The 25,613-nt window shown below is 70.4% G+C and carries 22 protein-coding genes; 15 read left to right on the forward strand and 7 right to left on the reverse strand.

Annotated features, from left to right (window positions below; translation table 11 throughout):
- Positions 1–76 precede the first annotated feature (76 nt).
- The 4 genes from AC068B_RS07370 to AC068B_RS07385 all read left to right on the forward strand — a co-directional run bounded on the left by AC068B_RS07370 (position 77) and on the right by AC068B_RS07385 (position 3,929).
- Positions 77–1,483 (forward strand): APC family permease, encoded by a 1,407-nt coding sequence (locus AC068B_RS07370; protein ID WP_478669638.1) that lies wholly within the window; start codon positions 77–79, stop codon positions 1,481–1,483.
- A 133-nt stretch (positions 1,484–1,616) separates the two neighbouring features.
- On the forward strand, positions 1,617–2,882 hold the full coding sequence (xseA, locus tag AC068B_RS07375) for an exodeoxyribonuclease VII large subunit (RefSeq protein ID WP_478669640.1): 1,266 nt from the start codon (positions 1,617–1,619) through the stop codon (positions 2,880–2,882).
- Positions 2,883–2,891: 9 nt separating this feature from the next.
- Positions 2,892–3,170: an exodeoxyribonuclease VII small subunit gene (locus tag AC068B_RS07380; protein WP_478669641.1), complete on the forward strand. Its 279-nt coding sequence runs from the start codon at positions 2,892–2,894 to the stop codon at positions 3,168–3,170.
- Positions 3,171–3,338: 168 nt separating this feature from the next.
- Entirely contained in the window at positions 3,339–3,929 is a 591-nt protein-coding gene (locus tag AC068B_RS07385) for a malonic semialdehyde reductase (RefSeq protein WP_356250754.1), read from the forward strand.
- A 79-nt stretch (positions 3,930–4,008) separates the two neighbouring features.
- Here AC068B_RS07385 and AC068B_RS07390 read toward each other — a convergent pair whose 3' ends face one another.
- The gene (locus AC068B_RS07390; protein WP_356250756.1) at positions 4,009–4,527 is read right to left on the reverse strand and encodes a DUF4245 domain-containing protein; all 519 of its coding nucleotides are present in this window, start codon (positions 4,525–4,527) and stop codon (positions 4,009–4,011) included.
- Positions 4,528–4,692: 165 nt separating this feature from the next.
- Here AC068B_RS07390 and glpX point away from each other — a divergent pair, with 165 nt between their 5' ends.
- A complete protein-coding gene (glpX, locus tag AC068B_RS07395; RefSeq protein WP_356250758.1) occupies positions 4,693–5,724 on the forward strand; it encodes a class II fructose-bisphosphatase in 1,032 nt (343 codons plus the stop codon).
- 95 nt (positions 5,725–5,819) lie between these two features.
- On the opposite strand, the gene AC068B_RS07400 is transcribed toward glpX, so the two are convergent.
- Both AC068B_RS07400 and AC068B_RS07405 read right to left on the reverse strand, forming a co-directional pair.
- Positions 5,820–6,206, reverse strand: coding sequence for a WhiB family transcriptional regulator (locus tag AC068B_RS07400; RefSeq protein ID WP_478669643.1), 387 nt, complete (start codon positions 6,204–6,206; stop codon positions 5,820–5,822).
- A gap of 125 nt (positions 6,207–6,331) precedes the next feature.
- The gene (locus AC068B_RS07405; RefSeq protein WP_478669645.1) at positions 6,332–6,991 is read right to left on the reverse strand and encodes a DUF1707 SHOCT-like domain-containing protein; all 660 of its coding nucleotides are present in this window, start codon (positions 6,989–6,991) and stop codon (positions 6,332–6,334) included.
- A 168-nt stretch (positions 6,992–7,159) separates the two neighbouring features.
- Here AC068B_RS07405 and AC068B_RS07410 point away from each other — a divergent pair, with 168 nt between their 5' ends.
- On the forward strand, positions 7,160–8,851 hold the full coding sequence (locus tag AC068B_RS07410; RefSeq protein ID WP_478669646.1) for a fumarate hydratase: 1,692 nt from the start codon (positions 7,160–7,162) through the stop codon (positions 8,849–8,851).
- Between the two features lie 54 nt (positions 8,852–8,905).
- Here the strand turns inward: AC068B_RS07410 and AC068B_RS07415 are convergent, their stop codons facing one another.
- Positions 8,906–10,447 carry a ricin-type beta-trefoil lectin domain protein gene (locus tag AC068B_RS07415; protein ID WP_478669648.1) on the reverse strand — a complete coding sequence of 514 codons (1,542 nt, stop codon included), beginning with the start codon at positions 10,445–10,447 and terminating at the stop codon, positions 8,906–8,908.
- A 122-nt stretch (positions 10,448–10,569) separates the two neighbouring features.
- Here AC068B_RS07415 and AC068B_RS07420 point away from each other — a divergent pair, with 122 nt between their 5' ends.
- The 4 genes from AC068B_RS07420 (at position 10,570) to AC068B_RS07435 (ending at position 15,638) form a co-directional block, all read left to right on the forward strand.
- Positions 10,570–11,982, forward strand: a complete 1,413-nt coding sequence (locus tag AC068B_RS07420) for a class II fumarate hydratase (RefSeq protein ID WP_478669649.1) — start codon at positions 10,570–10,572, stop codon at positions 11,980–11,982.
- Positions 11,983–12,028: 46 nt separating this feature from the next.
- Positions 12,029–12,715, forward strand: a complete 687-nt coding sequence (fomD, locus tag AC068B_RS07425; RefSeq protein ID WP_478669650.1) for a cytidylyl-2-hydroxypropylphosphonate hydrolase — start codon at positions 12,029–12,031, stop codon at positions 12,713–12,715.
- Positions 12,716–12,831: 116 nt separating this feature from the next.
- Positions 12,832–13,473: a class I SAM-dependent DNA methyltransferase gene (locus AC068B_RS07430; RefSeq protein WP_478669652.1), complete on the forward strand. Its 642-nt coding sequence runs from the start codon at positions 12,832–12,834 to the stop codon at positions 13,471–13,473.
- 62 nt (positions 13,474–13,535) lie between these two features.
- Complete coding sequence (locus AC068B_RS07435; protein ID WP_478669653.1) at positions 13,536–15,638, forward strand: ATP-binding SpoIIE family protein phosphatase; 2,103 nt, start codon at positions 13,536–13,538, stop codon at positions 15,636–15,638.
- A gap of 82 nt (positions 15,639–15,720) precedes the next feature.
- Here the strand turns inward: AC068B_RS07435 and AC068B_RS07440 are convergent, their stop codons facing one another.
- Complete coding sequence (locus AC068B_RS07440; RefSeq protein ID WP_478669655.1) at positions 15,721–17,955, reverse strand: transglycosylase domain-containing protein; 2,235 nt, start codon at positions 17,953–17,955, stop codon at positions 15,721–15,723.
- A gap of 249 nt (positions 17,956–18,204) precedes the next feature.
- On the opposite strand from AC068B_RS07440, the gene AC068B_RS07445 reads away from it, so the two are divergent.
- From AC068B_RS07445 to AC068B_RS07455, 3 genes are read left to right on the forward strand one after another with little or no spacing between them, the layout of a single operon-like run.
- A complete protein-coding gene (locus AC068B_RS07445) occupies positions 18,205–18,732 on the forward strand; it encodes a PadR family transcriptional regulator (RefSeq protein WP_150185977.1) in 528 nt (175 codons plus the stop codon).
- On the forward strand, positions 18,729–19,415 hold the full coding sequence (locus AC068B_RS07450) for an ABC transporter ATP-binding protein (protein ID WP_478669656.1): 687 nt from the start codon (positions 18,729–18,731) through the stop codon (positions 19,413–19,415). The genes AC068B_RS07445 and AC068B_RS07450 overlap by 4 nt, the downstream gene beginning before the upstream one ends.
- Positions 19,412–21,757 carry an FtsX-like permease family protein gene (locus tag AC068B_RS07455; RefSeq protein WP_478669658.1) on the forward strand — a complete coding sequence of 782 codons (2,346 nt, stop codon included), beginning with the start codon at positions 19,412–19,414 and terminating at the stop codon, positions 21,755–21,757. Before AC068B_RS07450 ends, AC068B_RS07455 begins: the two co-directional genes overlap by 4 nt.
- 31 nt (positions 21,758–21,788) lie before the next feature.
- On the opposite strand, the gene AC068B_RS07460 is transcribed toward AC068B_RS07455, so the two are convergent.
- Positions 21,789–22,742 carry a hydrogen peroxide-inducible genes activator gene (locus AC068B_RS07460; RefSeq protein WP_468556540.1) on the reverse strand — a complete coding sequence of 318 codons (954 nt, stop codon included), beginning with the start codon at positions 22,740–22,742 and terminating at the stop codon, positions 21,789–21,791.
- Positions 22,743–22,875: 133 nt separating this feature from the next.
- Here AC068B_RS07460 and AC068B_RS07465 point away from each other — a divergent pair, with 133 nt between their 5' ends.
- Positions 22,876–23,430, forward strand: a complete 555-nt coding sequence (locus tag AC068B_RS07465) for a peroxiredoxin (RefSeq protein WP_164321132.1) — start codon at positions 22,876–22,878, stop codon at positions 23,428–23,430.
- Between the two features lie 15 nt (positions 23,431–23,445).
- Complete coding sequence (locus AC068B_RS07470) at positions 23,446–23,979, forward strand: alkyl hydroperoxide reductase (protein WP_055568864.1); 534 nt, start codon at positions 23,446–23,448, stop codon at positions 23,977–23,979.
- 102 nt (positions 23,980–24,081) lie between these two features.
- Here AC068B_RS07470 and AC068B_RS07475 read toward each other — a convergent pair whose 3' ends face one another.
- Complete coding sequence (locus AC068B_RS07475) at positions 24,082–25,515, reverse strand: AI-2E family transporter (protein ID WP_478669659.1); 1,434 nt, start codon at positions 25,513–25,515, stop codon at positions 24,082–24,084.
- Between the last annotated feature and the right edge of the window lie 98 nt (positions 25,516–25,613).

A 25,613-nucleotide genomic window follows, 5' to 3' on the forward strand; every position in this document is an offset into this window, starting at 1 on the left:
CGTAAGGCCGCATCCAGCGCGTCAAAGATCGCCCGGTTGGGGACACTGGTGACCTGCGTTGATCTACGGAGGCACCATGTCCGGACAGTCCACCAGTACGGGAGCCCATGCCGAGGGTGCCGAGCCCGCCGGAGGCGAGGGGGGTGACGGACTGCGGCGCAGTCTCGGCTTCCGTGACCTCGTGGTCTACGGACTGCTCTTCATCGCCCCCATGGCGCCGGTGGGTGTCTTCGGAACCCTCGACGCGAAGTCGCACGGCGCGGTCGCGCTGGTCTATCTGATCGCCACGGTCGCCATGGCGTTCACCGCGTTCAGTTACGCGCAGATGGTGCGGGTGGTCCCCCAGGCGGGTTCCGTGTTCGCCTACGCGCGCGCGGGGCTCGGGAAGGGCCCCGGATTCATCGCCGGGTGGATGGCGATGCTCGACTACCTCCTCATTCCGGCGGTCGCGTATCTCTTCTCCGGGATCGCGATGAACTCGCTGGTGCCTTCGGTGTCCCGGTGGGTGTGGACGGCGCTCGCGGTGCTCATCACGACCGCGCTGAACCTGTGGGGCGTGCGGATGGCGGCGCGGGTGGGCTTCGCGGTGCTCGCCATGGAGGTGGTGGTGCTGCTGGTCTTCGTGGTGGCGGCGGTGGTGGTGCTGGCCAGGGACGGGGCCGAGCGCGACTGGCTCTCGCCGCTGACCGGGGACGGCTCGCAGGGCTCGTTCGCGCTGTCGGCGGTGGTGGGCGCGGTGTCCATCGCCGTCCTGTCGTACCTGGGCTTCGACGCCATCGCCTCCTTCGCCGAGGAGGTGACGGGCGGTTCGGCGAAGGTCGCGCGGGCGGTGCTCGTCTGTCTGGCGCTCGCGGGCTTCCTGTTCATCCTCCAGACGTATCTGGTGGCCCTCCTGGAGCCGCTGTCCTCGGCGCAGCTCGCGGCGGATCCGGGCAAGCAGGGGACCGCCTTCTACGACACGTCGGAGGCCGCGGCCGGTGAGTGGCTGCACAAGCTGGTGGCCGTCAGCAAGGCGATCGGCGCGGCCTTCGCGGCGCTCGCCGGGCAGGCGGCGGCAGGGCGGCTGCTCTTCGCGATGGCGCGGGACCGACGGCTGCCGAAGGTCCTGTCGAAGACGGACTCCGGGACGCCGCGGATCGCGCTCCTGTGTGCGGCCGTGGTCACGATGGTCGCCGCGGTGTGGGCGGCCCGGCGGGACGACGGCATGGACCATCTGGTGTCGGTGGTGGACATCGGGGCGCTCACCGCGTTCCTGCTGCTGCACGCGAGCGTGGTGGGCTGGTTCGCGCTGCGCCACCGCGACGACGGCTTCAGCTGGTGGCGGCACGTGCTGATCCCGGTGCTCGGCGCGGCGATCGTGGTGGCGGTCATCTGGGAGGCGTCGGGCTCGGCGCAGGTGGTCGGCGCGGTGTGGCTGGCGGTGGGGCTGGTGGTCCTGGTGGTGCAGGGGCGGACCCTCGTGGGTGCGCGGGGCGACTCCTAGGGGAGACGGGTAGGGGCCGCCCGGGGAGACGGGTACCGGCGCCCAGGAGAGACGGGGCGGCGGGCGCCCGAAGCGCCCGGGGGACGGACGCGGGCGCCACCGCGTTGTCGTAACCGCCGACTACGCTCGGCGCATGGCTCTCAACACGTCCCCGGACGCGCCCATCCCCGTCGGGGAGGTGTCGCGGCTCATCGGTGGGTGGATCGACCGGCTCGGTGCCGTCTGGGTCGAGGGGCAGATCACGCAGCTGTCCCGCAGGCCCGGCGCCGGTGTCGTCTTCATGACGCTGCGCGACCCGTCCCACGACATCTCGGTGAGCGTCACCTGCTACCGCCAGGTGTTCGACGCGGTGGCGGACGTCGTGTCCGAGGGCGCCCGCGTCGTCGTACGCGCCAAGCCCGAGTGGTACGAGCGGCGGGGGCAGCTGTCGCTGCGGGCCGCCGAGATAAAGCCGGTCGGCGTCGGTGAACTGCTCGCGCGGATCGAGCAGCTGAAGAAGAACCTGGGCGCGGAGGGCCTCTTCGCGCCCGAGCGCAAGAAGACACTGCCCTTCCTGCCGCAGCTCATCGGCCTGGTCACCGGCCGCGCGTCGGCCGCCGAGCGCGACGTCCTGGAGAACGCGCGGCACCGCTGGCCCGCCGTCCGCTTCGAGGTGCGCAACGTCCCCGTCCAGGGGGTGCACGCGGTGCCCCAGGTCGTGCAGGCCGTGCAGGAGCTCGACGCGCACGCCGGGGTGGACGTGATCATCGTGGCGCGGGGCGGCGGCAGCGTGGAGGACCTGCTGCCGTTCTCGGACGAGCAGCTGGTGCGCGCGGTGGCCGCGTGCCGTACGCCGGTCGTGTCCGCCATCGGCCACGAGCCGGACAATCCGCTCCTCGACCACGTGGCGGACCTGCGCGCCTCGACGCCCACCGACGCCGCCAAGAAGGTCGTGCCGGACGTCGGCGAGGAGTACGAGCGCGTGCAGTGGCTCCGGGACCGCGCCCGGCGCAGCATGGACGCCTTCCTCGACCGGGAGGCCCGCGGCCTCGCGCACGCTCTGGGCCGCCCCTCCATGGAGCACCCGCACCGCATGGTCGAGGAGCGCGAGGAGCAGGTCGCCGCGCTCGTCGACCGCAGTCGGCGCACGCTCGGGCACCTTCTCGACCGGGCGGGCTCGGAGCTGACGCACACCCACGCGCGCGTGGTGGCCCTCTCCCCCGCCGCGACCCTCCAGAGGGGGTACGCGGTGCTGCAGAAGCCGGACGGCACGGTAGTCCGGGCGCCCGCGGAGGTGACCGCCGACGACGAGCTGCAGGCCCGCGTCGCCGAGGGCACCTTCACCGTACGAGCGGTACGAGCGGTACGAGCAGCACCGGCAACGGAAACCGCAAAAAATGACGACAATGCCGAGATTTAGGGTGGGCGCATGACCAGCAAGACGGACGAGGCAGCGGGCGGCACGGACTCCACGGGCGCCACGGACACGCTCGGCTACGAGCAGGCGCGGGACGAGCTGATCGAGGTGGTGCGCCGTCTGGAGACCGGCGGGACCACCCTGGAGGAGTCGCTCGCACTGTGGGAGCGCGGCGAGGAGCTGGCGAAGATCTGCCGCCGGTGGCTCGACGGCGCCCGCGCCCGCCTCGACGCGGCCCTGGCGGGCCCGGAGTTGGGGGACGAGGAGGCGCACGCCGACCCCGACTCCTGAGGCCACCCTCTACGGGGCTCCGCGCAAAACAGCGCTGACCTGCGGTTTGTGAACCGGATCACGCAGCTCCAGTTTTGATTGAAAGTTGAACAGTGGCGGCGTACTGTCGTAGTCGCGGGCCCGGTGACGGGTTTCGCAGACACCCCGTACGTTCAAGAAGGTTGATCCATGTCTCTCGCACTTGACCCCGCCGCTCAGGACCTGCTGTTCCGCGAGGCCCGCACCGCGAACACCTTCACCGACGAGCCGGTCACCGACGAGCAGGTCCAGGCGATCTACGACCTGGTCAAGTACGGCCCGACCGCCTTCAACCAGTCGCCGCTGCGCGTCACGCTGGTCCGCTCCCCCGAGGCCCGCGAGCGCCTGGTGCAGCACATGGCCGAGGGCAACCGCCCGAAGACGGCCGCCGCGCCGCTCGTCGCGATCCTCTCCGCGGACAACGAGTTCCACAACGAGCTCCCCGCCCTGTTCCCGCACTTCCCGCAGGCCAAGGACGCCTTCTTCACGGAGCGCCCGGTCCGTGAGCAGGCCGCCCAGCTGAACGCCTCGCTGCAGGCCGCGTACTTCATCGTCGGCGTGCGCGCCGCCGGTCTGGCCGCCGGTCCGATGACGGGCTACGACGCCGCGGGCGTCCAGAAGGAGTTCCTGGACGGCGACCACACCCCGCTGATGATCGTCAACATCGGCAAGCCGGGCGACGACGCCTGGTTCCCGCGCTCCCCGCGCCTGTCCTACGAGGACGTCGTCACCACGGTCTGAGCGACCCCGCTCGCACCGCTCACGCGACATGCGAAGGGCCCCCGGCACACCGCCGGGGGCCCTTCGCGCGTCTAAGGAATCAGGACATCTTCAGCGACTCGACCATCTTCGTCAGCTGCCCGAAGGACGCCGTGCCCGTGACCACCGTCGTGGCACCCTTCTCGCTGGTCACCAGGGCGTCGTACTTGTCGCCCTCGTAGCGCTGCCAGGTGCGGCCGCCGATCTCCTCGGTGGCCTTGGTCTTCGTGGCGTTGTGCGTGACCTTCTTTATGAAGGTGCGCGCCTTGTCGGTCGACTGCTCGATCGCCACGTACTCCTCATCCGGATCGAGGAAGCCCAGGTGCCAGGTGTCGTGGTCGGCGCCGTTGAACCGCACGGACGTCGGCTTCCACGCCTTGGCCAGGCCCTCGGGCGCCGCCACCGGATAGGCCGCGGCCCGGCGGGCCGTCAGGAGCTCCACGCGGTAGTCGACCCGCTTCACGGAGCTCTTGGACTCGTTGTGCGGGATGAAGATGTAGATCACGCCCGCAGCGAGTGCGATCACCACCAACGACCACAGCATGTTCTTGACGGTCTGAGTGCCTTGTCTTCCTGCCACGCCCCCATGGTCTCAGGCGCCGGGTTCGCGCCTTCCCCCGGTCTCGCCGTGGCCGCCCCCGCCGCTCATGCGTGGGGCCCTCTGCTCATTTTGTCGGCCTACGGATAGAGTCGTTCACAATCCCTCATCCGGCCGTCGTCGTATCAAGCAGAAAGGTGCGCTCCGATGACCGAGCATCATCTCCCCTCCGAGCTCGAGGTTTCTCCCGAGGCTCCCGACCGCAACCTCGCCCTGGAGCTCGTCCGGGTCACCGAGGCGGCCGCCATGGCCGCGGGCCGCTGGGTCGGCCGCGGCGACAAGAACGGCGCGGACGGCGCCGCTGTCAGGGCCATGCGGACCCTCGTCCACACCGTCTCGATGAACGGCGTCGTCGTCATCGGCGAGGGCGAGAAGGACGAAGCCCCGATGCTCTTCAACGGAGAGCGCATCGGCGACGGCACGGGCGCCGAGGTCGACATCGCCGTCGACCCGATCGACGGCACGACGCTGACCGCGAAGGGCCAGCCGAACGCGATCGCCGTGCTCGCCGCCGCCGACCGCGGGGCCATGTTCGACCCGTCCGCCGTGTTCTACATGGACAAGCTGGTCACCGGCCCGGAGGCCGCGGACTACGTGGACATCAACGCGCCCGCATCGGTCAACATCCGCCGCGTCGCCAGGGCCAAGAACTCCTCGCCCGAGGACGTCACGGTCATGATCCTGGACCGCCCCCGGCACGAGGGCATCGTCAAGGAGATCCGCGAGACCGGCGCCCGCATCAAGTTCATCTCGGATGGCGACGTCGCGGGCTCGGTCATGGCCGTCCGCGAAGGCACCGGCGTCGACCTGCTCATGGGCATCGGCGGCACCCCCGAGGGCATCATCTCGGCCTGCGCGATCAAGTGCCTGGGCGGCGTGATCCAGGGCAAGCTGTGGCCCAAGGACGACGCGGAGCGCCAGCGGGCCATCGACGCGGGCCACGACCTGGACCGCACGCTCTCCACGGACGACCTGGTCAAGGGCGACAACGTCTTCTTCGTGGCGACCGGCATCACCGACGGCGAGCTGCTGCAGGGCGTGCGCTACCGCGCGGCGACCGCGTCGACGTCGTCCCTGGTCATGCGCTCCAAGTCGGGCACGATCCGCAAGATCGACTCCGACCACCGGCTCTCGAAGCTGCGCGCGTACAGCGCGATCGACTTCGACCGCGCGAAGTAGCACCGACCGCGCGAAGCAGCACCAAGCACCAAGCAGTCCGTACGTCGATGGGGGCGCCCCGTGCGGGGGACGCCCCCATCGACGTACGCAGACCTCTAGCCCGCGGCCGCTATCCCCGCGGCGCCCGCTGCGTGTGCCGCCTTCTGCAGCTCCAGGTCGCGCCGACGGCGGCGGGCCAGGACCACGCGGCGCTCGGCGGCGGTGAGGCCGCCCCACACGCCGTACGGCTCGGGCTGCAGGAGGGCGTGCTCGCGGCACTCGACCATGACGGGACAGCGGGCACAGACGCGCTTGGCGGCTTCCTCGCGGGACAGCCTGGCCGCGGTCGGTTCCTTGGACGGGGCGAAGAACAGGCCCGCCTCGTCACGGCGGCACACGGCCTCCGTGTGCCACGGGGCGTCATCGTCCCGATCCCGCACTGGCTCACGCTGGGCCGGAACAGCGGCTACCTGCAGAGACTGATGCGACGACGGTTGCAGCACGGTCTACTCCTGACGACGGCTTCGCGAGCGAGAGACGATGCAGCAAGCTCTACCCGCTGTGTGCGCGCCTATGCACTGAGTTCCGAGTCCGGAAGTCCGGCCTCCCCGTAACCGTCCGTGCGCTCTCAGCGTCCGAGGTGTTTGCGCAGCTGCTGATGCAGATCCCGGACGAGCTTGCCGCGCTTGGGCCGGGCCTCGATGCTGCCCAGGATCGCCGTGCCGTCCACGAAGACGACCGGGGCGTCGTGATCGGGGGAGTCGAGGGTGTCCACCTCATAGCTCCCGAGGATGCCGGTGCCGCTGCCTCTCAGCGAGACGTTCTCCGGGACGTGGACCTCGACCGAGCCGAAGATCGCGACCGCCTTGATGACCACCTGGCGCTGCTCGAAGAGCGCCTCGCTCAGGTCGATCTCGACGCTGCCGAACACGGCATACGCATGGGTGCGCCGACCCACGCGCCAACGGCCGCGGCGCACGGAACTGCTCAGCACCGCGACGAGGTTCTCGTCCGCGACCGGCGGGACGACGCCCGGGGACGGCCTGGACGGTGCGGGCTCGGGGGCGCGGCGGCGGGCGGTCGGCTGCTCGTGCGCGGCGGGCAGGTCCCGCACCAGCGGCTCCAGCTCGGCCATGGTCTTGGCGCCATAGACCCCGTCGATCCGCTCCGAGTGCTCCTCGGCGGTCAGGCGGCCCTCGGCCAGGGCCTCGCGGAGGATGTCCGCGGTGCGGTCCCGGTCGGCGTCGGAGGCACGGAGCGCTGAGGGCTGCTGCTTTTCGAGGTCCACACGAGCAGCGTACCCAAACGCGATAGATCGCGACTACCCCTGTGGACAACCGGCTGCCGGGTTACTGAGCCTTACCTCACAAACCCGCCCGGGTCAGCGCGCTCTACGCTGGTTGGCGCGTCGCCAATGGAGGCCGCGCCGCTGTCTGCCGAGTGAGGAATGGCCGTAATGTCAGTTAGCCCCCGCCCACCCATCCCGGCGTTCGCATACTCCGATCTGCTCCCGCTGGGAGAGGACACCACCCCGTACCGGCTGGTGACCGCCGAGGGTGTCTCCACCTTCGAGGCCGACGGGCGGACGTTCCTCAAGGTCGACCCGGAGGCCCTGCGCAAGCTCGCCGCCGAGGCCATCCACGACATCCAGCACTACCTGCGGCCCGCCCACCTGGCCCAGCTGCGGCGCATCGTGGACGACCCCGAGGCATCCGGCAACGACAAGTTCGTCGCCCTCGACCTGCTGAAGAACGCCAACATCGCCGCCGCCGGCGTGCTCCCGATGTGCCAGGACACCGGCACCGCCATCGTCATGGGCAAGCGCGGCCAGAACGTCCTCACGGAGGGCGGCGACGAGAAGGCGCTCTCCAAGGGCATCTTCGACGCGTACACGAAGCTGAACCTGCGCTACTCGCAGATGGCTCCGCTGAACATGTGGGAGGAGAAGAACACCGGCTCCAACCTCCCGGCCCAGATCGAGCTGTACGCGACCGACGGCGGCGCCTACAAGTTCCTCTTCATGGCCAAGGGCGGCGGCTCCGCCAACAAGTCGTTCCTCTACCAGGAGACGAAGGCGGTCCTGAACGAGGCCTCCATGATGAAGTTCCTGGAGGAGAAGATCCGCTCGCTGGGCACCGCCGCGTGCCCGCCGTACCACCTGGCGATCGTCGTGGGCGGCACGTCCGCCGAGTTCGCCCTGAAGACCGCGAAGTACGCCTCCGCGCACTACCTGGACGAGCTGCCCGCCGAGGGCTCCGCCACCGGCCACGGGTTCCGGGACAAGGAGCTGGAGGAGAAGGTCTTCGAGCTCACCCAGAAGATCGGCATCGGCGCGCAGTTCGGCGGCAAGTACTTCTGCCACGACGTGCGCGTGGTGCGCCTGCCGCGGCACGGCGCCTCGCTGCCCGTCGCCATCGCCGTCTCCTGCTCGGCGGACCGCCAGGCCACCGCGAAGATCACCGCCGAGGGCGTCTTCCTTGAGCAGCTGGAGACGGACCCGGCGCGCTTCCTGCCGGAGACCGAGGACTCCCACCTGGACGAGTCCGCGGACGTCGTCAGGATCGACCTCAACCAGCCGATGGACGACATCCTCGCCGAGCTCACCAAGCACCCGGTGAAGACCCGTCTCTCGCTCACAGGACCGCTGGTCGTGGCCCGCGACATCGCGCACGCCAAGATCAAGGAGCGGCTCGACGCGGGCGAGGAGATGCCGCAGTACCTGAAGGACCACCCCGTGTACTACGCGGGCCCCGCGAAGACCCCCGAGGGTTACGCGTCCGGCTCCTTCGGGCCGACCACCGCCGGGCGGATGGACTCCTACGTGGAGCAGTTCCAGGCGGCGGGCGGCTCCAAGGTGATGCTGGCCAAGGGCAACCGCTCCAAGCAGGTCACCGACGCGTGCGACGCGCACAGCGGCTTCTACCTGGGCTCGATCGGCGGCCCCGCCGCGCGCCTCGCGCAGGACTGCATCAAGAAGGTCGAGGTCGTCGAGTACGAGGAGCTCGGCATGGAGGCGGTCTGGAAGATCGAGGTCGAGGACTTCCCTGCCTTCATCGTCGTCGACGACAAGGGCAACGACTTCTTCCAGAACCCGGCTCCGGAGCCGACGTTCACGCACATCCCGGTGCGGGGTCCCGGCCTGGCATAGCACTACGTAGGGGCCCTCTCCACTCCCGGAGAGGGCCCCTACGCATGTCCGGGGTCAGACGAACCGCTGGTTCGCCGCCCCCGTGCACTTCTGCAGCCGCACCGGCTCCTTCGCCCCCGCGAGGGTCAGACAGAGCCCGGTGTCGGCGGCGGGACGCACCGTGCCCGCTGCACGGACGAACTTCTGGTTGCCGCCGCCGTGGCAGTTCCAGAGCGTGACCGCGGTGCCTTCCTTGTACGCGCTGTCCGGCACGTCCAGGCAGCGGTCCTGGGTCAGGCCGGTGTGCAGCGACCGCTGGGCGTCGTCGTACCACCAGGTCTGGTTGCGGTTGCCCGTGCAGTCCCAGCCCTGGACCTTGGTGCCGTTGCGGCTCTTCGAGGCGTCGACGTCGGCGCAGGTCCCGGTGGCCTCGTTCTTCAGGGGCTTGTACGCGTCGTCCCAGGCGCCCGCGTACAGCTTCGGGCTGCCCGTGCTCGCCGGGTCCGCGCAACCGGCCTCCCGCTGACCCGAGTTGTAGATCTGGGTGAGGCAGGACGCGAAGGCGGCGTGACCGCGGGCGTTGGGGTGGAAGGACTGGCGCACCGAGTTGGAGTCCGGCGGGAACGGGTTCGACAGGTCCACGTAGAGGCCGCGCGCCCAGGTGTCCTCGGAGCAGACCTCGTGGCCGTGGAAGAGCCGCGAGTTGTCGAGGTAGGTCGCGCCCGCGTTCCGCGCGGCCTTGCGCATGCCGGTCCCGAAGGCGGGCACCGCGTAGTTGCGGCCCCACTCGGTGTCGGAGTCGTAGCCGAGCCCGCCGCAGGCCAGCTTGCCGGGGAACTTGGGGTTGTCGCGGAAGTCAGGGCCGATCGGGCTCGGATAGCCCATGGCGACGAGCTTGTAGTCGCCCTCCTGGTAGCCCGCGTCCTTCATGACGGTCTTCAGGTCGCGGATGGACTGCTCGACCTTGGGCACAAGCCCGTCGACGCGCGCCTGCCAGCCGTCGTTGTACTTGCCCGCGCACGCGCCCTGGCTGAGCAGGAAGCGGGTGACGCAGTCCGTCATCACCCCGGAGAAGTCGAGGTCGTCGTTGGCGCCGATGACGAGCAGGATCGTCTTGATCTTCGTGTTGCGCGCCTTGACGGCGAGGTTGTCGCTCTGCACCAGCTCGTCCGCGTACTGCTTCTGACCGCCGATCTTGATGTTGACGGTCTGCGCCCCCGAGCAGGCGACGTTGTACGTCACGTCGGCCGGGATGCCGGTGCGGTGGATCGCGGCGTCCGGCGAGCGGTGGCACCAGTTGTCGGGGCCGTCCGTGCCCGGTTCGTACGTGCCGACGCCCTCTCCGGAGATCTCGCTGTCGCCGAGCGAGATCAGGCCGGTCTTGCGGTCGGCCATGGGGCGCTCGGCCGGGCTGCCGTAGAGCTTGGTGGCCTCCGCCGCCCGGATCTTCTCCAGCTCGGGCGACAGGGGCGTCGCGGCGGGCGCCTTCGCCCCGCTCCCGTCGGCCGCCTGGGCGGGCCCGGCCGCGGCCGTGCCGAGCACGACCGTCAGCGCGGCGGCCGCCGCGAACGAACATCGCAGCCGACCCCGGCCGCTGCTGCGTCTGATGCGCTTCATTGCGCCTCCCCGGTGTGGTGTTACCCAGGGTTTTTACTGGTCAGTAGCAGGCTTGGGAATACCTGGAACAAGACAAGTGCTCAACTTTTTACGGGGTTTGAGCGGAGAGGTAGGTTCAGCGCATGACCAGCGACACCAGCGACGGCCGGACCGGCGAGTACCGGATCGAGCACGACTCCATGGGCGAGGTCCGGGTCCCCGCACACGCCAAATGGCGCGCTCAGACCCAGCGCGCGGTGGAGAACTTCCCCATCTCCGGGCAGGTCCTGGAGCGCGCCCACATCGCCGCCCTGGCCCGGATCAAGGCGGCCGCCGCCAAGGTCAACGCGGAGCTCGGGGTGGTCGACAAGGACGTCGCCGAGGCCATCGCGGACGCCGCAGCCGAGGTCGCCGAGGGACGCTGGGACGACCACTTCCCCGTCGACGTCTTCCAGACCGGCTCCGGCACGTCGTCCAACATGAACACCAACGAGGTCATCGCCACGCTCGCCACCGAGCGCCTCGGCCGCGACGTGCACCCCAACGACCACGTCAACGCCTCGCAGTCCTCCAACGACGTCTTCCCGTCCTCGATCCACATCGCGGCCACGGGCGCGGTCGGCAACGACCTGATCCCCGCCCTGGAACACCTCGCCGCCGCCCTGGAGCGCAAGGCCGAGGAGTTCGCGGACGTCGTGAAGTCCGGCCGCACGCACCTCATGGACGCGACGCCGGTGACGCTCGGCCAGGAGTTCGGCGGGTACGCGGCCCAGATGCGGTACGGCGTCGAGCGGCTGCGCGCCTCGCTCCCCCGCCTCGCCGAACTACCGCTGGGCGGCACGGCCGTGGGCACCGGCATCAACACCCCGCCCGGCTTCTCGGCAGCCGTCATCGCCGAGGTCGCACGGGCCACGGGGCTGCCGCTGACCGAGGCGCGCGACCACTTCGAGGCGCAGGGCGCGCGGGACGGCATCGTCGAGACCAGCGGGCAGCTGCGCACGATCGGCGTCGGCCTGACGAAGATCGCGAACGACCTGCGGTGGATGGCGTCGGGCCCGCGCACCGGCCTCGCCGAGATCAGCCTCCCCGACCTGCAGCCCGGCTCCTCGATCATGCCCGGCAAGGTCAACCCGGTCATCCCGGAGGCCGCCCTGATGGTCGCCGCGCAGGTCACGGGGAACGACGCCACGGTCGCGGCGGCGGGCGCGGCGGGCAACTTCGAGCTGAACGTCATGCTGCCGGTGATCGCCAAGAACGTACTGGAGTCCGTCCGGCTCCTCGCCAACGTGGCGCGCCTGCTGGCCGACCGGACCGTCGACGGCATCACCGCCCATCGCGAGCGGGCCAGGGAGTACGCCGAGTCGTCGCCGTCCGTCGTGACGCCGCTGAACAAGTACATCGGGTACGAGGAGGCGGCGAAGGTCGCGAAGAAGTCCCTCGCCGAACGCAAGACGATCCGCGAGGTCGTCCTCGCGTCCGGCTACGTCGAGCGGGGCGACCTCACCCTGGAGCAGCTGGACGAGGCGCTGGACGTCCTGCGCATGACGCATCCCTGAGCCGCACCCCCCGTAACCCGTCCCGGGAGGCGTCTAGTATCTGTGCATGACAGACCTCGACGGGCAGACGACGACGGGCGGCGGGGCGGTGCGGTGGGCGCCCGGGGACCACATCCTGTGGCGGTACCGGGAGAACTCCGGGAGCCGCGTCCACATCTGTCGCCCCGTCACCGTCGTGCGGGACACCGACGAGGTGCTCGCCGTCTGGATGGCGCCCGGCACCGAGTGCGTGAAGCCGGTGCTCGCCGACGGTACGTCCGTCCACGACGAGCCGCTGGCCACCCGCTACACCAAGCCGCGCACCGTCCGCAGGGACCACTGGTTCGGCACCGGCGTCCTGAAGCTGGCCCGGCCGGGCGATCCGTGGTCGGTCTGGCTGTTCTGGGAGCCCGGCTGGCAGTTCAGGAGCTGGTACGTGAACCTGGAGGAACCGCGCACCCGTTGGTCCGGCGGCGTCGATTCCGAGGATCACTTTCTGGACATCTCCGTGAGCCCGGACCGCAGCTGGCGCTGGCACGACGAGGACGAGTTCGCCGAGGCCCGCAGGGCGGGTCTGATGGACGCGGGCAAGGCCGCTGACGTCCGCGCGGCGGGACAGGCCGCACTTGACGTGATCGACGCCTGGGGGGCGCCGTTTTCGGACGGCTGGCAGCACTGGCGTCCCGATCCGTCCTGGGTCGTACCGTCCCTTCCGGATGACTGGGACCGTACGCCCGCGCATGTGTCCTCATGAGACCCTTGATGCGCCCCCGTGGTTCAAACGTAGGATCGTCCTCCGCAAGGGCGCACAGCAGCAACTCCGTGCGTCCGCACGGTGCCTGACAGGAAGTCATCGAGGGGCGGCAGAACGTGAGCGAGGACCGCAGAGGTCAGGCCGAGGCCTTTGACGCCATCGGGCAGCACTACGACGACGCCTTCCCGCACAAGGAGGGCCAGCTGGCCGCGGGACGCCACCTCGCGGCGGCGCTTCCGGCCGGTTCCCGCATCCTCGACGTGGGCTGCGGCACCGGCCTTCCGACCGCCAGGCAACTGACCGAATCCGGCCACTCGGTCCTCGGCACGGACATCTCGGAGGGCATGCTGGAGCTGGCGGGAAAGAACGTCCCGGCAGCCGAGTTCCGGCAACTCGACATCGCCGACCTCCGGGCCGAAGGGCCGGGCGGAGTCGGCCGGTTCGACGGCGTGGCGTGCTTCTTCGCCCTCCTGATGCTGCCGCGCGCCGAGATCCCCGAAGCGCTGCGGCTGCTGCACGGCCTGCTGCGGCCGGGCGGCCTGATGGAGCTGTCCATGGTCGAGGCGGACCTGGACGACGCGGCAATTCCGTTCCTGGGGCACACAATCCGGGTATCGGGTTACCTGCGGGACGAACTGCGGCAGGTCGTGCGGGACGCGGGCTTCGAGATCACCGGCGAGGACACGTATTCGTACGCCCCCGCAAGCACCGACGCACCACCCGAGCATCAGGTCTTTCTGCACTGCCGACGCGGCTGAGCAACGTGCAACGCTGGACGGCGCGCACCGCGCGCAGCCCCGGACGGACGGATTCGAAACGCGTGACGGAGCACCTCACCCCCCACGAGGGTCGCAAGGCACCAGCTGCCAGGACGACCGCCCCCGCGGATCCCCGCGGGGCGCTGCTGCGTTCCCCCGAACCCACGCGGGACGGCGGCGGCAGTGCCGCGGAGGCACAGGCACACGCGGGCGACGTGCCCTCGGACGCCCACGTGCCGCCGTCCGGCGAGCACTCTCAGTCTTCCGCGTACCCCGCGTACTCCGCCCACTCGGCCGCCGAGCCCGACCCGCACCGGCCGCGCCCCGTGCCGGACAACGGCGTGCCCGCGCAGTCGGGTCCCGGGCCCGTGGGCCCGCCGGACGGCGAGGAGCGGCGCTCCGGGCAGCCGAGGCCGCCGGGTGCGGGGCCGGTGTCGATGCGGCGTGACGGCGACCGGCTGCGCTTCGTGGGCGCCGCGACCCGGCGCATCGCCCGCGGCATCGACCTCGACGAGATCGTGATGGGGCTGTGCCGGGCGACGGTGCCGACGTTCTCCGACGCGATCCTGGTCTATCTGCGCGATCCGCTGCCGGTCGGCGACGAGCGGCCCACGGGCCCGCTGGTCCTCCGGCTGCGCCGCTCCGACCGGCTGCGCTCCATCGAGGAGGGCGGCGAGGAGCCGGACACCGACGGCGGCAGCACCCTGCCCGCGCTGCAGATGGTGCAGCCCGACATCACCGACGTCATGGGCAGCGCCGAGCTGTGCGAGGTGCAGCCGGGTGGCGCACTCGCCGAGGTGCTGCGCGGGGTGCGCCCGGTCTTCGCCGACTCGGCGGCGGCGCGCGCCGCACTGCCCGAACTGCTCGGCGAGGGCCGCATCCTGCCGGGCGGACAGCGGGGCATCCTCGCGCCGCTGCGGGGCCGCCGCAGGGTGATCGGCGCGGCCGTGTTCCTGCGCCGCCCCGACCGGCCCGCGTTCGAGGCGGACGACCTGCTGGTCGCCGCCCAGCTGGCCACGCACAGCGCGCTCGGCATCGACAAAGCGGTCCTGTACGGCCGCGAGGCGTACATCGCCGACGAGCTGCAGCGCACCATGCTCCCCGAGACGCTGCCGCGCCCGACCGGCGTGCGGCTCGCCTCGCGCTATCTCCCGGCCGCCGAGACCGCCCGGGTCGGCGGCGACTGGTACGACGCCATCCCGCTGCCCGGCAGCCGCGTCGCCCTGGTCGTCGGCGACGTCATGGGGCACTCCATGACCTCCGCTGCGATCATGGGCCAGCTGCGGACGACCGCGCAGACCCTCGCCGGGCTCGACCTGCCGCCCCAGGAGGTCCTGCACCACCTGGACGAGCAGGCCCAGCGGCTCGGCTCCGACCGCATGGCCACCTGCCTGTACGCGGTGTACGACCCGGTCTCGCACCGCATCACCATCGCCAACGCCGGGCACCCGCCGCCCGTCCTGCTGCACCTGGGCGGCCGGGCGGAGGTCCTGCGGGTGCCGCCGGGCGCCCCCATCGGCGTGGGCGGGGTCGACTTCGAGGCCGTGGAGCTGGACGCCCCCGCGGGCGCCACGCTGCTCCTCTACACGGACGGGCTCGTCGAGTCCCGGCTGCGCGACGTGTGGACCGGCATAGAGCAGCTGCGCGAGCGGCTCGCCGCCACCGCCCAGCTGACGGGACCGGACCATCCGCCGCCCCTGGAGGCCCTCTGCGACGAGGTGCTCGACATGCTCGGCCCCGGCGACCGGGACGACGACATCGCGCTGCTCGCCGCCCGCTTCGACGGGATCGCGCCGAGCGACGTCGCGTACTGGTTCCTGGAACCGGAGAGCGCGACGCCGTCGCGGGCCCGCAGGCTGGCCCGCAGCGCACTGGCGCGCTGGGGCCTCGAAGAGCTGACCGATTCGGTGGAGCTGCTGGTCAGCGAGGTCGTGACGAACGCCGTGCGGTACGCGTCGCGGCCGATCACCCTGCGGCTGCTCCGCACCGACGTGCTGCGCTGCGAGGTCGGCGACGACGTGCCGCAGCTGCCCCGGCTGCGGCAGGCCCGCGCCACGGACGAGGGCGGCCGCGGCCTGTACCTGGTCAACAAGATGGCGCGGCGCTGGGGCGCCACGCGGCTGAGCACCGGCAAGGTCGTCTGGTTCGAACTGAACCGGAGCTGACCGGCCCCGCCGACGTACGTACGGGAAGGCGCCCCGGACCTCGATGGTCCGGGGCGCCTTCCTTTCGTACGGAGCCTGCGGGTCAGTCCCTGCCGAACAGGTCCTCCGGGTCGTCCGGCGGCCCGTCGGAGTCCGTCGGGTTCGGGTCGGTCGTGGGAGGCGGAGTCGTCTTGGTCGGCGTCGGTGTCGGGGTCGGCGTCGTCGACGACTTCGTCGGGGTCGGCGTGTTCGTCGGCTTCTTGGACGGCTCGTCGTCGTCCTCCGGCTTCGTCGGCGTGCTCGACGGGTCCTTCGGGGCCGACGACGACGGGTCGGGGACCGGCGCGATGGCGGCGCCCATGTTCGTGTCGAGGTCGAACGAGCTGGGCGCGCCCATGGCGTCGAACGTGTAGGCCGCCCAGATGTCGGCGGGGAAGCCCGAGCCGTTGATGCGCTTGAAGCCGCCCGCCCCCTTCATGGACACCTGGTCGCCCTTGACGCCCTCGCCGAACAGGCCGACCGAGGTGACGAGCTTGGGCGTGTAGCCGGTGAACCAGGCCGACTTGTTGTCGTCGGAGGTACCGGTCTTGCCCGCGACGTCCTGGGCGGAGTTGCGGACCGCGCGGCCGGTGCCGTCGTCGACCACGCCGGTCAGGACCGAGGTGATGGAGTCGGCGGTGCCGCGCTGGACGACCTGGTCGCCGATCGGGTCGGGCAGGTCGACCGTGTTGTCCTTGTGCTCGACGGAGCCGACCAGGGCCGGGGTGACCTTCTTGCCGTGGTTGTCGAGCGTGGCGTAGACACCGGCCATCTCCAGCGGGCTCGCGCCCATGGAGCCGAGGGTCTGGGCGGGCACCGCGGGCAGGCCCTTGACGTCCATGCCGAGCTTGCCCGCCGTCTCCATGACCTTGGGCATGCCCACGTCGACGCCCATCTGCGCGAAGACGGAGTTGACGGACTTGTTCATCGCCTTCTGGACGGTGACGGGTCCGTAGCTGACGTCGTCCTCGTTGGGCGGCGCGAAGGCGACGTCGCCGCCCTTGACCGGGCGCTTGCTGGTGCCGTCGTAGACCGTGCTCGCGGTGATCGGCAGGCCCTGCTGCGTCTTGGAGCCGTTCTCCAGGGCCGCGGCGAGGATGAGGGGCTTGAAGGTGGAGGCCGACTGGTAGTCGCGGCGGGTGGCGTTGTTCGTGTAGTGCTTCACGTAGTCCTCGCCGCCGTACATGGCGAGGACCTTGCCCGTCTTGGGGTCGACGGACGCGGCGCCCGCCTGGACGCGGGCGTCCGCCTTGCTCTTCTTGCGGTCGAGCTTGTCGTTCAGCTTGGCGTCGACGGCCTTCTCGAGCTGCTTCTGCTTGTCGGGGTCGATGTTGAGGGTGACCGTGTAGCCGCCCGCCTCGAACTCGGCCTCGCTTAGGTTGCTGTTGCGCAGGACCTCGCGCTTGGCCTCCTCCACGAGGTAGCCGATCTGGCCCTCACGGCCGGGCGGTGCCTTGGGGTCGTGCGGCTTCGGGAACTTCAGCCCCGCACGCTTGCCGGAGTCCAGCCAGTCCTCCTCGACCATGTTGTCGAGGACGTAGTTCCAGCGCGCCTTGACGAGCTTGCGGCCGGTCGGCGTCGCGGACGACCAGTCGTACTGGCTCGGGGCCTGGAGCAGCGCGGCGAGGTAGGCGCCCTGCTGCACGTTCAGGTCCTTGGCGTCGACGCTGTAGTAGGCCTGGGCGGCGGCCTGGATGCCGTAGGCGCCGCGGCCGTAGTAGCTGGTGTTGATGTAGCCCGCGAGGATGTCGTCCTTGCTCTTCTCGCGGTCCACCTTCAGCGAGACGACCAGTTCCTTCAGCTTGCGGCTGACGGTCTGGTCCTGGCTGAGGTAGTAGTTCTTCACGTACTGCTGGGTGATCGTCGAGCCGCCCTGCTTGCCCTTGCCGGTCACCGTGTTGAGGACGCCGCGGGCGGTGCCCTTGAAGTCGATGCCCTCGTCCTTGTAGAAGGACTTGTTCTCGGCGGCGACGAAGGTCTTCTGGACGTCCTCGGGGACCTTGTCCAGGTCGACGATCTCGCGGTTCACGTCGCCGGTCCGCGCGATGACGTCGCCGTTGCTGTACTTGTAGACGTTGCTCTGCATCTTCGCCGCGGCGTTGCCCTTGGGTATGTCCACCACGAGGTACAGCACCACGAAGCCGAGCATGCCGAGCAGACAGAACGCGAAGAACGTCCCGAGGATCTTCTTCCAGGTGAAGAAGCGGCGTATGCCGGTGCGCTTGCCGCCGGACGGGCGCTTGCGCGCTGCCCGGCGGGCGCCGCGCTGCCGCGCTTGTCGTTCTTCGGCTCGGCCCATGACTGAGAGTGCTCCGCTTCGGTCTAGTCAACATGCGTACGTCGAGTCAGCTCATGAAGCTAACACCGCACCCTGGGACAAACTCCTGCCGATCCGGTCTTTTGCGGACGTGACAATGAGCACCTGCCCTTAGGAACCGACGATCCCAGGGCCTGGATGGTTGCTCGTCATCGCACAAGTGTGCTCCACGTCAGCCGTATACACGAGGCGTATACACAGCACGTATACACGCCGTGTAGAGTGCTCCGCATGTCCATTGGCCACACCCTTCTGGGACTCCTGGAGTCCGGCCCCCGACACGGCTACGACCTCAAGCGCGCCTTCGACGAGAAGTTCGGGCACGACAAGCCACTGCACTACGGGCAGGTCTACTCGACCATGTCCCGCCTGCTGAAGAACGGCCTCGTCGAGGTCGACGGCATAGAGGCGGGCGGCGGCCCGGAGCGCAAGCGGTACGCGATCACCGAAGCCGGGATCACGGATGTCCAGCGCTGGCTCGCCACCCCGGAGAAGCCGGAGCCCTATCTCCAGTCGACCCTCTACACCAAGGTCGTCCTCGCGCTCCTCACCGAACGCGACGCCGCCGAACTCCTCGACGTACAGCGCGCCGAACACCTGCGCCTGATGCGCATCCTCACCGACCGCAAGCGCAAGGGCGACCTCGCCGACCAGCTCATCTGCGACCACGCGCTGTTCCACCTCGAAGCCGATCTGCGCTGGCTGGAGCTCACCGCCGCGCGCCTCGGCAAGCTCGCCCTGGAGGTGCGCTCCGCATGACCCCCGCAGGTTCCCTTCTCGTGGCCAACGGACTCCGCAAGGCGTACGGCCCGACCACCGCGCTCGACGGCGCGGCCTTCTCCATCCATCCCGGCGAGGTCGTGGCCGTCATGGGTCCGTCCGGCTCCGGAAAGTCGACCCTGCTGCACTGCCTCGCGGGGATCGTCCGCCCCGACGAGGGCTCCATCACGTACAACGGCCGCTCGCTGACCGGCCTCTCGGACGCCGATCTGAGCGCCCTGCGCCGCAGCGAGTTCGGCTTCGTCTTCCAGTTCGGCCAGCTCGTCCCCGAGCTCACCTGCGTCGAGAACGTCGCGCTCCCGATGCGGCTGAACGGCGCCAAGCGCAAGGAGGCCGAGGCCACCGCCCTCACCTGGATGGCACGCCTGGAGGTCGACGACGTCGCCGCCAAGCGGCCCGGCGAGGTCTCCGGCGGCCAGGGCCAGCGCGTCGCCGTCGCCCGCGCGCTCGCCACCGGCCCGCGCGTGATCTTCGCCGACGAGCCGACCGGCGCCCTCGACTCCCTCAACGGCGAGCGCGTCATGGAGCTCCTGACCGACGCGGCCCGCTCGACCAACGCGGCCGTCGTCCTGGTGACCCACGAGACCCGCGTCGCCGCCTACTCCGACCGCGAAGTCATCGTCCGCGACGGCAAGTCCCGCGACATGGAGCGGATCGTATGAGTGCCTGGATCCGCGACCTGGGCATGGGCATGCGGTTCGCGGCGGGCGGCGGGCGCGAGGGCTGGATCCGTACGATCCTGACCGCCCTCGGCGTCGGCCTCGGCGTCGCGCTGCTGCTCGGCGCCGCGTCGGTGCCGAACATGCTCCAGAACCGCGACGACCGGTCGGTCGCGCGCACACCGCACTCCTCCTTCGACGGCGAGCCGGTCAAGGCGAGCGACTCGACGGTGGTCATGCGCAACACCGGCACCACCTTCCGGGGGAAGAGCCCGACCGGCCTGTTCCTGCGTGCCGACGGCAAGAGCCCGGCGCTGCCGCCGGGACTCGACAAGATCCCCGGGCCGGGCGAGATGGTCGTCTCGCCCGCGATGCGCGACCTGCTCGACGACCCGGCGAACAAGCTGCTGAAGGAACGCTTCAGCAACTTCCGTGTGACCGGCACCATCGGCAAGGCGGGCCTCCTCTCACCGGTCGAGCTCTACTACTACGTGGGCAGCGACAAGATCACCGCGACGGGCAACAACTACCGCGTCGAGAGCTTCGGGCAGGACAACTCGCTGCCCCTCGACCCGTTCCTGATGGCACTCGTCGTCCTGATCTGCGTCGTCCTGCTCACCCCGGTGGCGATCTTCATCGGTACAGCCGTGCGGTTCGGCGGCGACCGGCGCGACCGGCGGCTCGCGGCCCTGCGCCTGGTCGGCGCGGACGCCCGCGCGGTGCGCAGGATCGCGGCCGGTGAGGCACTGTTCGGCGCGCTCCTCGGGCTCGCCGCGGGCGCCGCACTCTTCCTGCTGCTCCGCCAGCTCGTGGGCGTGGTCGACCTGACGAACGTCAGCGCCTACCCGTCCGACATGGTGCCGTCGGCGGGCCTCGCGGTGCTGGTCGCGGTGGCCGTGCCGGTGTCGGCGGTCCTGGTGACGCTGATCTCGCTGCGCTCGGTCGCCATCGAACCGCTCGGGGTGTTCCGGGGCGGCAAGCAGCGCAAGCGCCGCCTGTGGTGGCGGGTGGTGCTGCCGGTCCTCGGCATCGGCATCCTGCTCTTCTCCGGCCGCATCGACCGCGACATGGGGAACGACTCCGTCAACGTGACGGCGATCGCGGTGGGTTCGGCGCTCTCCCTGATCGGGCTCAGCGCGCTGCTGCCCTGGCTCGTCGAGGCCGTCGTGGGACGGCTCCGCGGCGGTCCCGTGCCCTGGCAGCTCGCCGTCCGCAGGCTGCAGCTGACCACCGGCACGGCGTCCCGCGCGGTCAGCGGGATCACCGTCGCGGTGGCGGGAGCGGTGGCACTACAGATGATGTTCACGTCCATGCACGACGACTTCAACCAGGTCACGGGCCAGGACACCTCGCGCGCCCAGCTCACGGTCCGCAGCGGGACCGCCAGCGGCCCGCTCGCCCAGCGGATGATCGACGACTTCACCGCGACCAAGGGCGTCACCAAGGTCGTCGGGACCGTGCAGGCGTACGTCACCCGGCCCGGCGGCAAGAAGGTCAGGGACCTGACGCCGACCACCGAGCTGACCATCGGCACCTGCGCGACCCTGCGCGAGCTGGCGCACCTCGGCTCCTGCAAGGACGGCGACACCTTCGTCGCGCACACGGGCAGCAAGGAGCAGAACGGCTGGGTGGACGAGACGGCACGCCCCGGCAAGCCGATCAACGTCGGACCCGACCCCGACTTCAACAAGGGCGCGAAGCCGGTCCTGTGGACGCTGCCGAAGGGCACGCCCACCGTCCAGGCCAGGAACAACCCGTCCGGCCGGAAGATCGACGGCATCTTCGCCACGCCCGGCGCCGTCGACATCAAGAAGCTGGACGACGCGTCGACGACCTCCTGGGTCAAGCTCGACCCGAAGGAGCCGGACGCCGAGGAGTACGTGCGCAACGCGGCGGCCCGGATCGGCCCCTTCGTCGGCGTGGACTCGCTGAAGGCGGTCGACCGCGACAAGCAGTACGCCTCCATCTCGCGCGGTCTGCAGATCGGCGCGAGCGCCACGATGGCGCTGATCGCGGCGTCCATGCTGGTGTCGATGATCGAGCAACTGCGCGAGCGCAAGCGGCTCCTCGCGGTCCTCACCGCGTTCGGCACGCGCCGCTCGTCGATGGGCTGGTCGCTCCTGTGGCAGACGGCGATCCCGGTCGCCCTGGGCCTCGCCCTCGCGATCGGCGGCGGCCTCGGCCTCGGCGTGGTGATGACCCGCATGATCGACAAGGGCGTCACCGACTGGTGGTCGTTCGTGCCGCTGACGGGCGCGGGCGCGGCGATGGTCCTTGCCGTGACCCTGCTCAGCCTGCCGCCGCTGCGGCGGATGATGCGCCCGGACGGGCTGCGCACGGAGTAGCTCCGGACGGTCCCGGAACGCCGGTGCGGGTTCAGACGACCCGCACCGGCAACGGCCGCACCGCCTCCTGGAGCGCCCGCGCCAACTCCTCGTACTCCGCGGCCCGCGCCGCCCCCGTCCGCATCGCGAGCGCGATCCGCCGGGTGGGCGCGGGATCCGCGAAGTACCCGGTGAGCAGCTGATTGCTGCGGGTCGTCTCGACCCGCACCGCCGTGCGCGGCAGCAGCGTCACCCCGAGGCCGCCCGCGACCAGCTGGACGAGGGTGGAGAGCCCGGCGGCGGTCGTGGTGACCGGCGCGTCCGCGCGGCCCGCCTCCCGACAGATGTCGAGGGCCTGGTCGCGCAGGCAGTGGCCCTCGTCGAGGAGCAGCAGGTTCAGCTCCTTCAGCGCCTCGCGGGGGATGCCCTCGCGGCCGCCGAGCCAGTGGTCGAGGGGCGTGACGAGCACGAAGTCCTCGTCGAAGAGCGGCAGTTCGGTGACGCCCGGCATGCCCAGCGGCACGGCGAGCAGCAGCAGGTCGAGCCGTCCGGCGGTGAGCCCTTCGAGGAGCGAGGAGGTCTGCTCCTCGTGCACCTGGAGGTCCAGGTCGGGGTACTTGTCGTGGACCAGCGCGATCACCGTCGGCAGCAGGTAGGGCGCGACGGTCGGGATCACGCCGAGCCGCAGCGCCCCGGTGAACGGCGCCTTGACGGCGTCCGCCTCCTCCATCAGCGCCTCGACCTCGTCGAGGACCGCCTCGACCCGGATCGCGAGGCGTTCGCCCGCGGGCGAGAGCAGCACCTTTCGGGTGGTCCGCTCCAGGAGCTTGACACCCAGTGCCTCCTCCAGCGCGGCCACGGCCCCCGAGAGGGCGGGCTGACTCATCCCGATCGCTGAGGCGGCATCCCTGAAGTGCAGATGCTCGGCCACGGCGGAGAAGGCGCGCAGCTGCGCCAGGCTCGGCTGTTTGCCGCTGGGCTGCTTGCCCCTATTTATGGCTCGCACTGATAGCCACCTCCGATCAACACGACCCACTCTAGCTATTTCCCTAATCAATGCACCCTGTGCCACCATCGACATCAGTCCAACCCCACAGGAAACTCCCCAAAAGGGATTTTCTTTGCTGCAAGGAGTACGTGTGCTCACTGTCGGTGACAAGTTCCCCGAGTTCGACCTCACTGCCTGTGTCTCCCTGGAGACCGGCAAGGAGTTCGAGCAGATCAACCACAAGACCTACGAGGGCAAGTGGAAGATCGTCTTCGCGTGGCCCAAGGACTTCACCTTCGTGTGCCCGACCGAGATCGCGGCGTTCGGCAAGCTGAACGACGAGTTCGCCGACCGTGACGCCCAGGTCCTCGGCTTCTCCGGTGACTCCGAGTTCGTGCACCACGCCTGGCGCAAGGACCACCCGGACCTGACCGACCTGCCCTTCCCGATGCTGGCCGACTCGAAGCACGAGCTCATGCGTGACCTCGGCATCGAGGGCGAGGACGGCTTCGCGCAGCGCGCCGTCTTCATCGTCGACCAGAACAACGAGATCCAGTTCACGATGGTGACCGCCGGTTCCGTGGGCCGTAACCCCAAGGAGGTCCTCCGGGTCCTCGACGCCCTGCAGACCGACGAGCTCTGCCCCTGCAACTGGAGCAAGGGCGACGAGACCCTCGACCCGGTCGCGCTGCTCTCCGGCGAGTGAACGGAGCCTTCTGACATGGCACTCGACGAACTGAAGTCCGCCGTACCGGACTACGCCAAGGACCTGAAGCTGAACCTCGGTTCGGTCATCGGCAACAGCGACCTGCCGCAGCAGCAGCTGTGGGGCACCGTGCTGGCCTGCGCCATCGCGTCCCGCTCCCCCAAGGTGCTGCGCGAGCTGGAGCCCGAGGCGAAGGCGAACCTCTCCCCCGAGGCGTACACGGCCGCCAAGTCGGCCGCCGCCGTCATGGCGATGAACAACGTCTTCTACCGCACGCGCCACCTGCTCTCCGACCCGGAGTACGGGACGATGCGCGCCGGTCTGCGGATGAACGTCATCGGCAACCCGGGCGTCGAGAAGGTCGACTTCGAGCTCTGGTCCCTCGCGGTCTCCGCCATCAACGGCTGCGGCCAGTGCCTGGACTCGCACGAGCAGGTCCTGCGCAAGGCCGGTGTCGACCGCGAGACGATCCAGGAGGCCTTCAAGATCGCTGCGGTCATCCAGGCCGTCGGCGTCACGCTGGACTCCGAGGCACACCTCGCGGAGTAGTTCTCCGCACCGTCGATCACCGGCTCCGCCGGGTTCGTCCGCAAACGCCGGGCGGGCTGGATACCTCCAGCCCGCCCGGCGTTTCGCGTTGGTGGGACCTGCTTACTTCGGCTGCTCCGCAGGCGCCGTATCCGAAGACGCCGCATCCGCGGACGCCGCATCCACCGGCGACGCATCGACCGGCGACGCGTCCACCGCCGTGGCGCCCCGCGGCTGCGGCGCCTGCTTCAGCGCGGCCTCACGGGAGTACGCCCGCAGATATCCGACGACCGTGTTCGTGACGGCCACCAGCGGAACGGCGACCACCGCACCGCCGATCCCGGCCACGAGGCCGCCCGCCGCCACCGAGAGCACCACGGCCAGCGGGTGCACCCGCACCGCACGCCCGAGGATGAACGGCTGCAGGATGTGGCCCTCGATCTGCTGCACCGCGAGCACCACGGCCAGCGCCATCACCGCCGTGAACACGCCCTGCGTGACCAGCGCGACGACCACCGCGAGCGCGCCCGAGACGACGGCGCCGACCAGCGGGATGAACGCGAACAGGAAGATGAACACGGCGAGCGGTACGGCCATCGGCACACCGAGGAAGTAGATGCCGAGCCCGATGAAGATGGCGTCGATCAGAGCCACTATCACCGTCCCGCGGACGTACGCGGTGAGCGTGCGCCAGGCCCTGGGGCCCGCGCCCGCGATGCCCGGCCGCGCCTCGGCGGGCACCAGCTTCAGCGTCCACTGCCAGATGCGCTTGCCGTCGTAGAGCAGGAAGAGCGTCGAGAACATCGCGAGCAGGATGCCGGTCATCGCCTCGACGATGACCGTGACGCCTTCGAGGCCCGCGGAGGTGAGCTCCTCCGTGTTGGCGCCGACCGCGTCGCGCAGGCTCTTGGCGATGTCGTTGATCTGGTCCTCGGTCACGTGGAAGGGGCTGTTGAGCAGCCACTTGCGCAGATCCTCGATGCCGTCCTGGACCTGCCGCGACAGTTCGTCGACGTTGTCCATGACCTGCCACACCACGAACCAGCCGACCAGGCCCATGATGACGAAGCCGAGGATCGCGGTGACCGCGGTCGCCAGACCCCGTGGCAGTCCGAGCTTCTTGAGCCGCGACACGGTGGGCTGCAGCATCGCGGTGATCAGCAGGGCCGCCACGAAGGCGAGCACCACCAGCTGCACCGCGCTGATGACCTTCATCAGCACCCAGAGGGTGCCCGCGAGGACGAGCAGCCGCCAGCCTGCCTCGGCCGCGACGCGCATGCCCCACGGCACGGCGTTCACGGGGTCGGGCCTGGCCGCCACATCGGGCGCGTACGCGGGCGGCGGCGGCACGTGCTCGTGCTCCCCCGCGCCTTCGCGCCCGTCCTCGGCGAAGGACTCGTCGAGCCCGTCGTCGTCGGCACGCGTCCGTACGCGCAATCCGGCCCGCGGTTCGTCGGCATCCGCCCGGTCCTGCTTGTCGCGGCGCTCGTCCAACCGCTCGCCCAATCCACTCAGTCCGGCGCCGAGCCGGCCGAGCCACCCTGGCACTCGCGACATGATCCGTCCCTTACCCCCGTCTTTCCCCACCACTCCCCCCTGGAGCTGTCCGGACCGACCGTACACGGGCGAGGCCCCTCACCGTATGACGGTGAGGG

This window comes from Streptomyces sp. NPDC042371, assembly GCF_056437465.1.

What these genes read in the sequence shown, in the direction of transcription:
- AC068B_RS07370 (WP_478669638.1), top strand. Translation starts at nt 77, where the DNA reads ATGTCCGGACAGTCCACCAGTACGGGAGCCCATGCCGAGGGTGCCGAG.
- AC068B_RS07385 (WP_356250754.1), top strand. Translation starts at nt 3,339, where the DNA reads ATGTCTCTCGCACTTGACCCCGCCGCTCAGGACCTGCTGTTCCGCGAG.
- AC068B_RS07410 (WP_478669646.1), top strand. Translation starts at nt 7,160, where the DNA reads ATGTCAGTTAGCCCCCGCCCACCCATCCCGGCGTTCGCATACTCCGAT.
- glpX (WP_356250758.1), top strand. Translation starts at nt 4,693, where the DNA reads ATGACCGAGCATCATCTCCCCTCCGAGCTCGAGGTTTCTCCCGAGGCT.
- AC068B_RS07420 (WP_478669649.1), top strand. Translation starts at nt 10,570, where the DNA reads ATGACCAGCGACACCAGCGACGGCCGGACCGGCGAGTACCGGATCGAG.
- AC068B_RS07475 (WP_478669659.1), bottom strand. Translation starts at nt 25,515, where the DNA reads ATGTCGCGAGTGCCAGGGTGGCTCGGCCGGCTCGGCGCCGGACTGAGT.
- AC068B_RS07470 (WP_055568864.1), top strand. Translation starts at nt 23,446, where the DNA reads ATGGCACTCGACGAACTGAAGTCCGCCGTACCGGACTACGCCAAGGAC.
- AC068B_RS07380 (WP_478669641.1), top strand. Translation starts at nt 2,892, where the DNA reads ATGACCAGCAAGACGGACGAGGCAGCGGGCGGCACGGACTCCACGGGC.
- AC068B_RS07445 (WP_150185977.1), top strand. Translation starts at nt 18,205, where the DNA reads ATGTCCATTGGCCACACCCTTCTGGGACTCCTGGAGTCCGGCCCCCGA.
- fomD (WP_478669650.1), top strand. Translation starts at nt 12,029, where the DNA reads ATGACAGACCTCGACGGGCAGACGACGACGGGCGGCGGGGCGGTGCGG.
- AC068B_RS07450 (WP_478669656.1), top strand. Translation starts at nt 18,729, where the DNA reads ATGACCCCCGCAGGTTCCCTTCTCGTGGCCAACGGACTCCGCAAGGCG.
- AC068B_RS07455 (WP_478669658.1), top strand. Translation starts at nt 19,412, where the DNA reads ATGAGTGCCTGGATCCGCGACCTGGGCATGGGCATGCGGTTCGCGGCG.
- AC068B_RS07440 (WP_478669655.1), bottom strand. Translation starts at nt 17,955, where the DNA reads ATGGGCCGAGCCGAAGAACGACAAGCGCGGCAGCGCGGCGCCCGCCGG.
- AC068B_RS07415 (WP_478669648.1), bottom strand. Translation starts at nt 10,447, where the DNA reads ATGAAGCGCATCAGACGCAGCAGCGGCCGGGGTCGGCTGCGATGTTCG.
- xseA (WP_478669640.1), top strand. Translation starts at nt 1,617, where the DNA reads ATGGCTCTCAACACGTCCCCGGACGCGCCCATCCCCGTCGGGGAGGTG.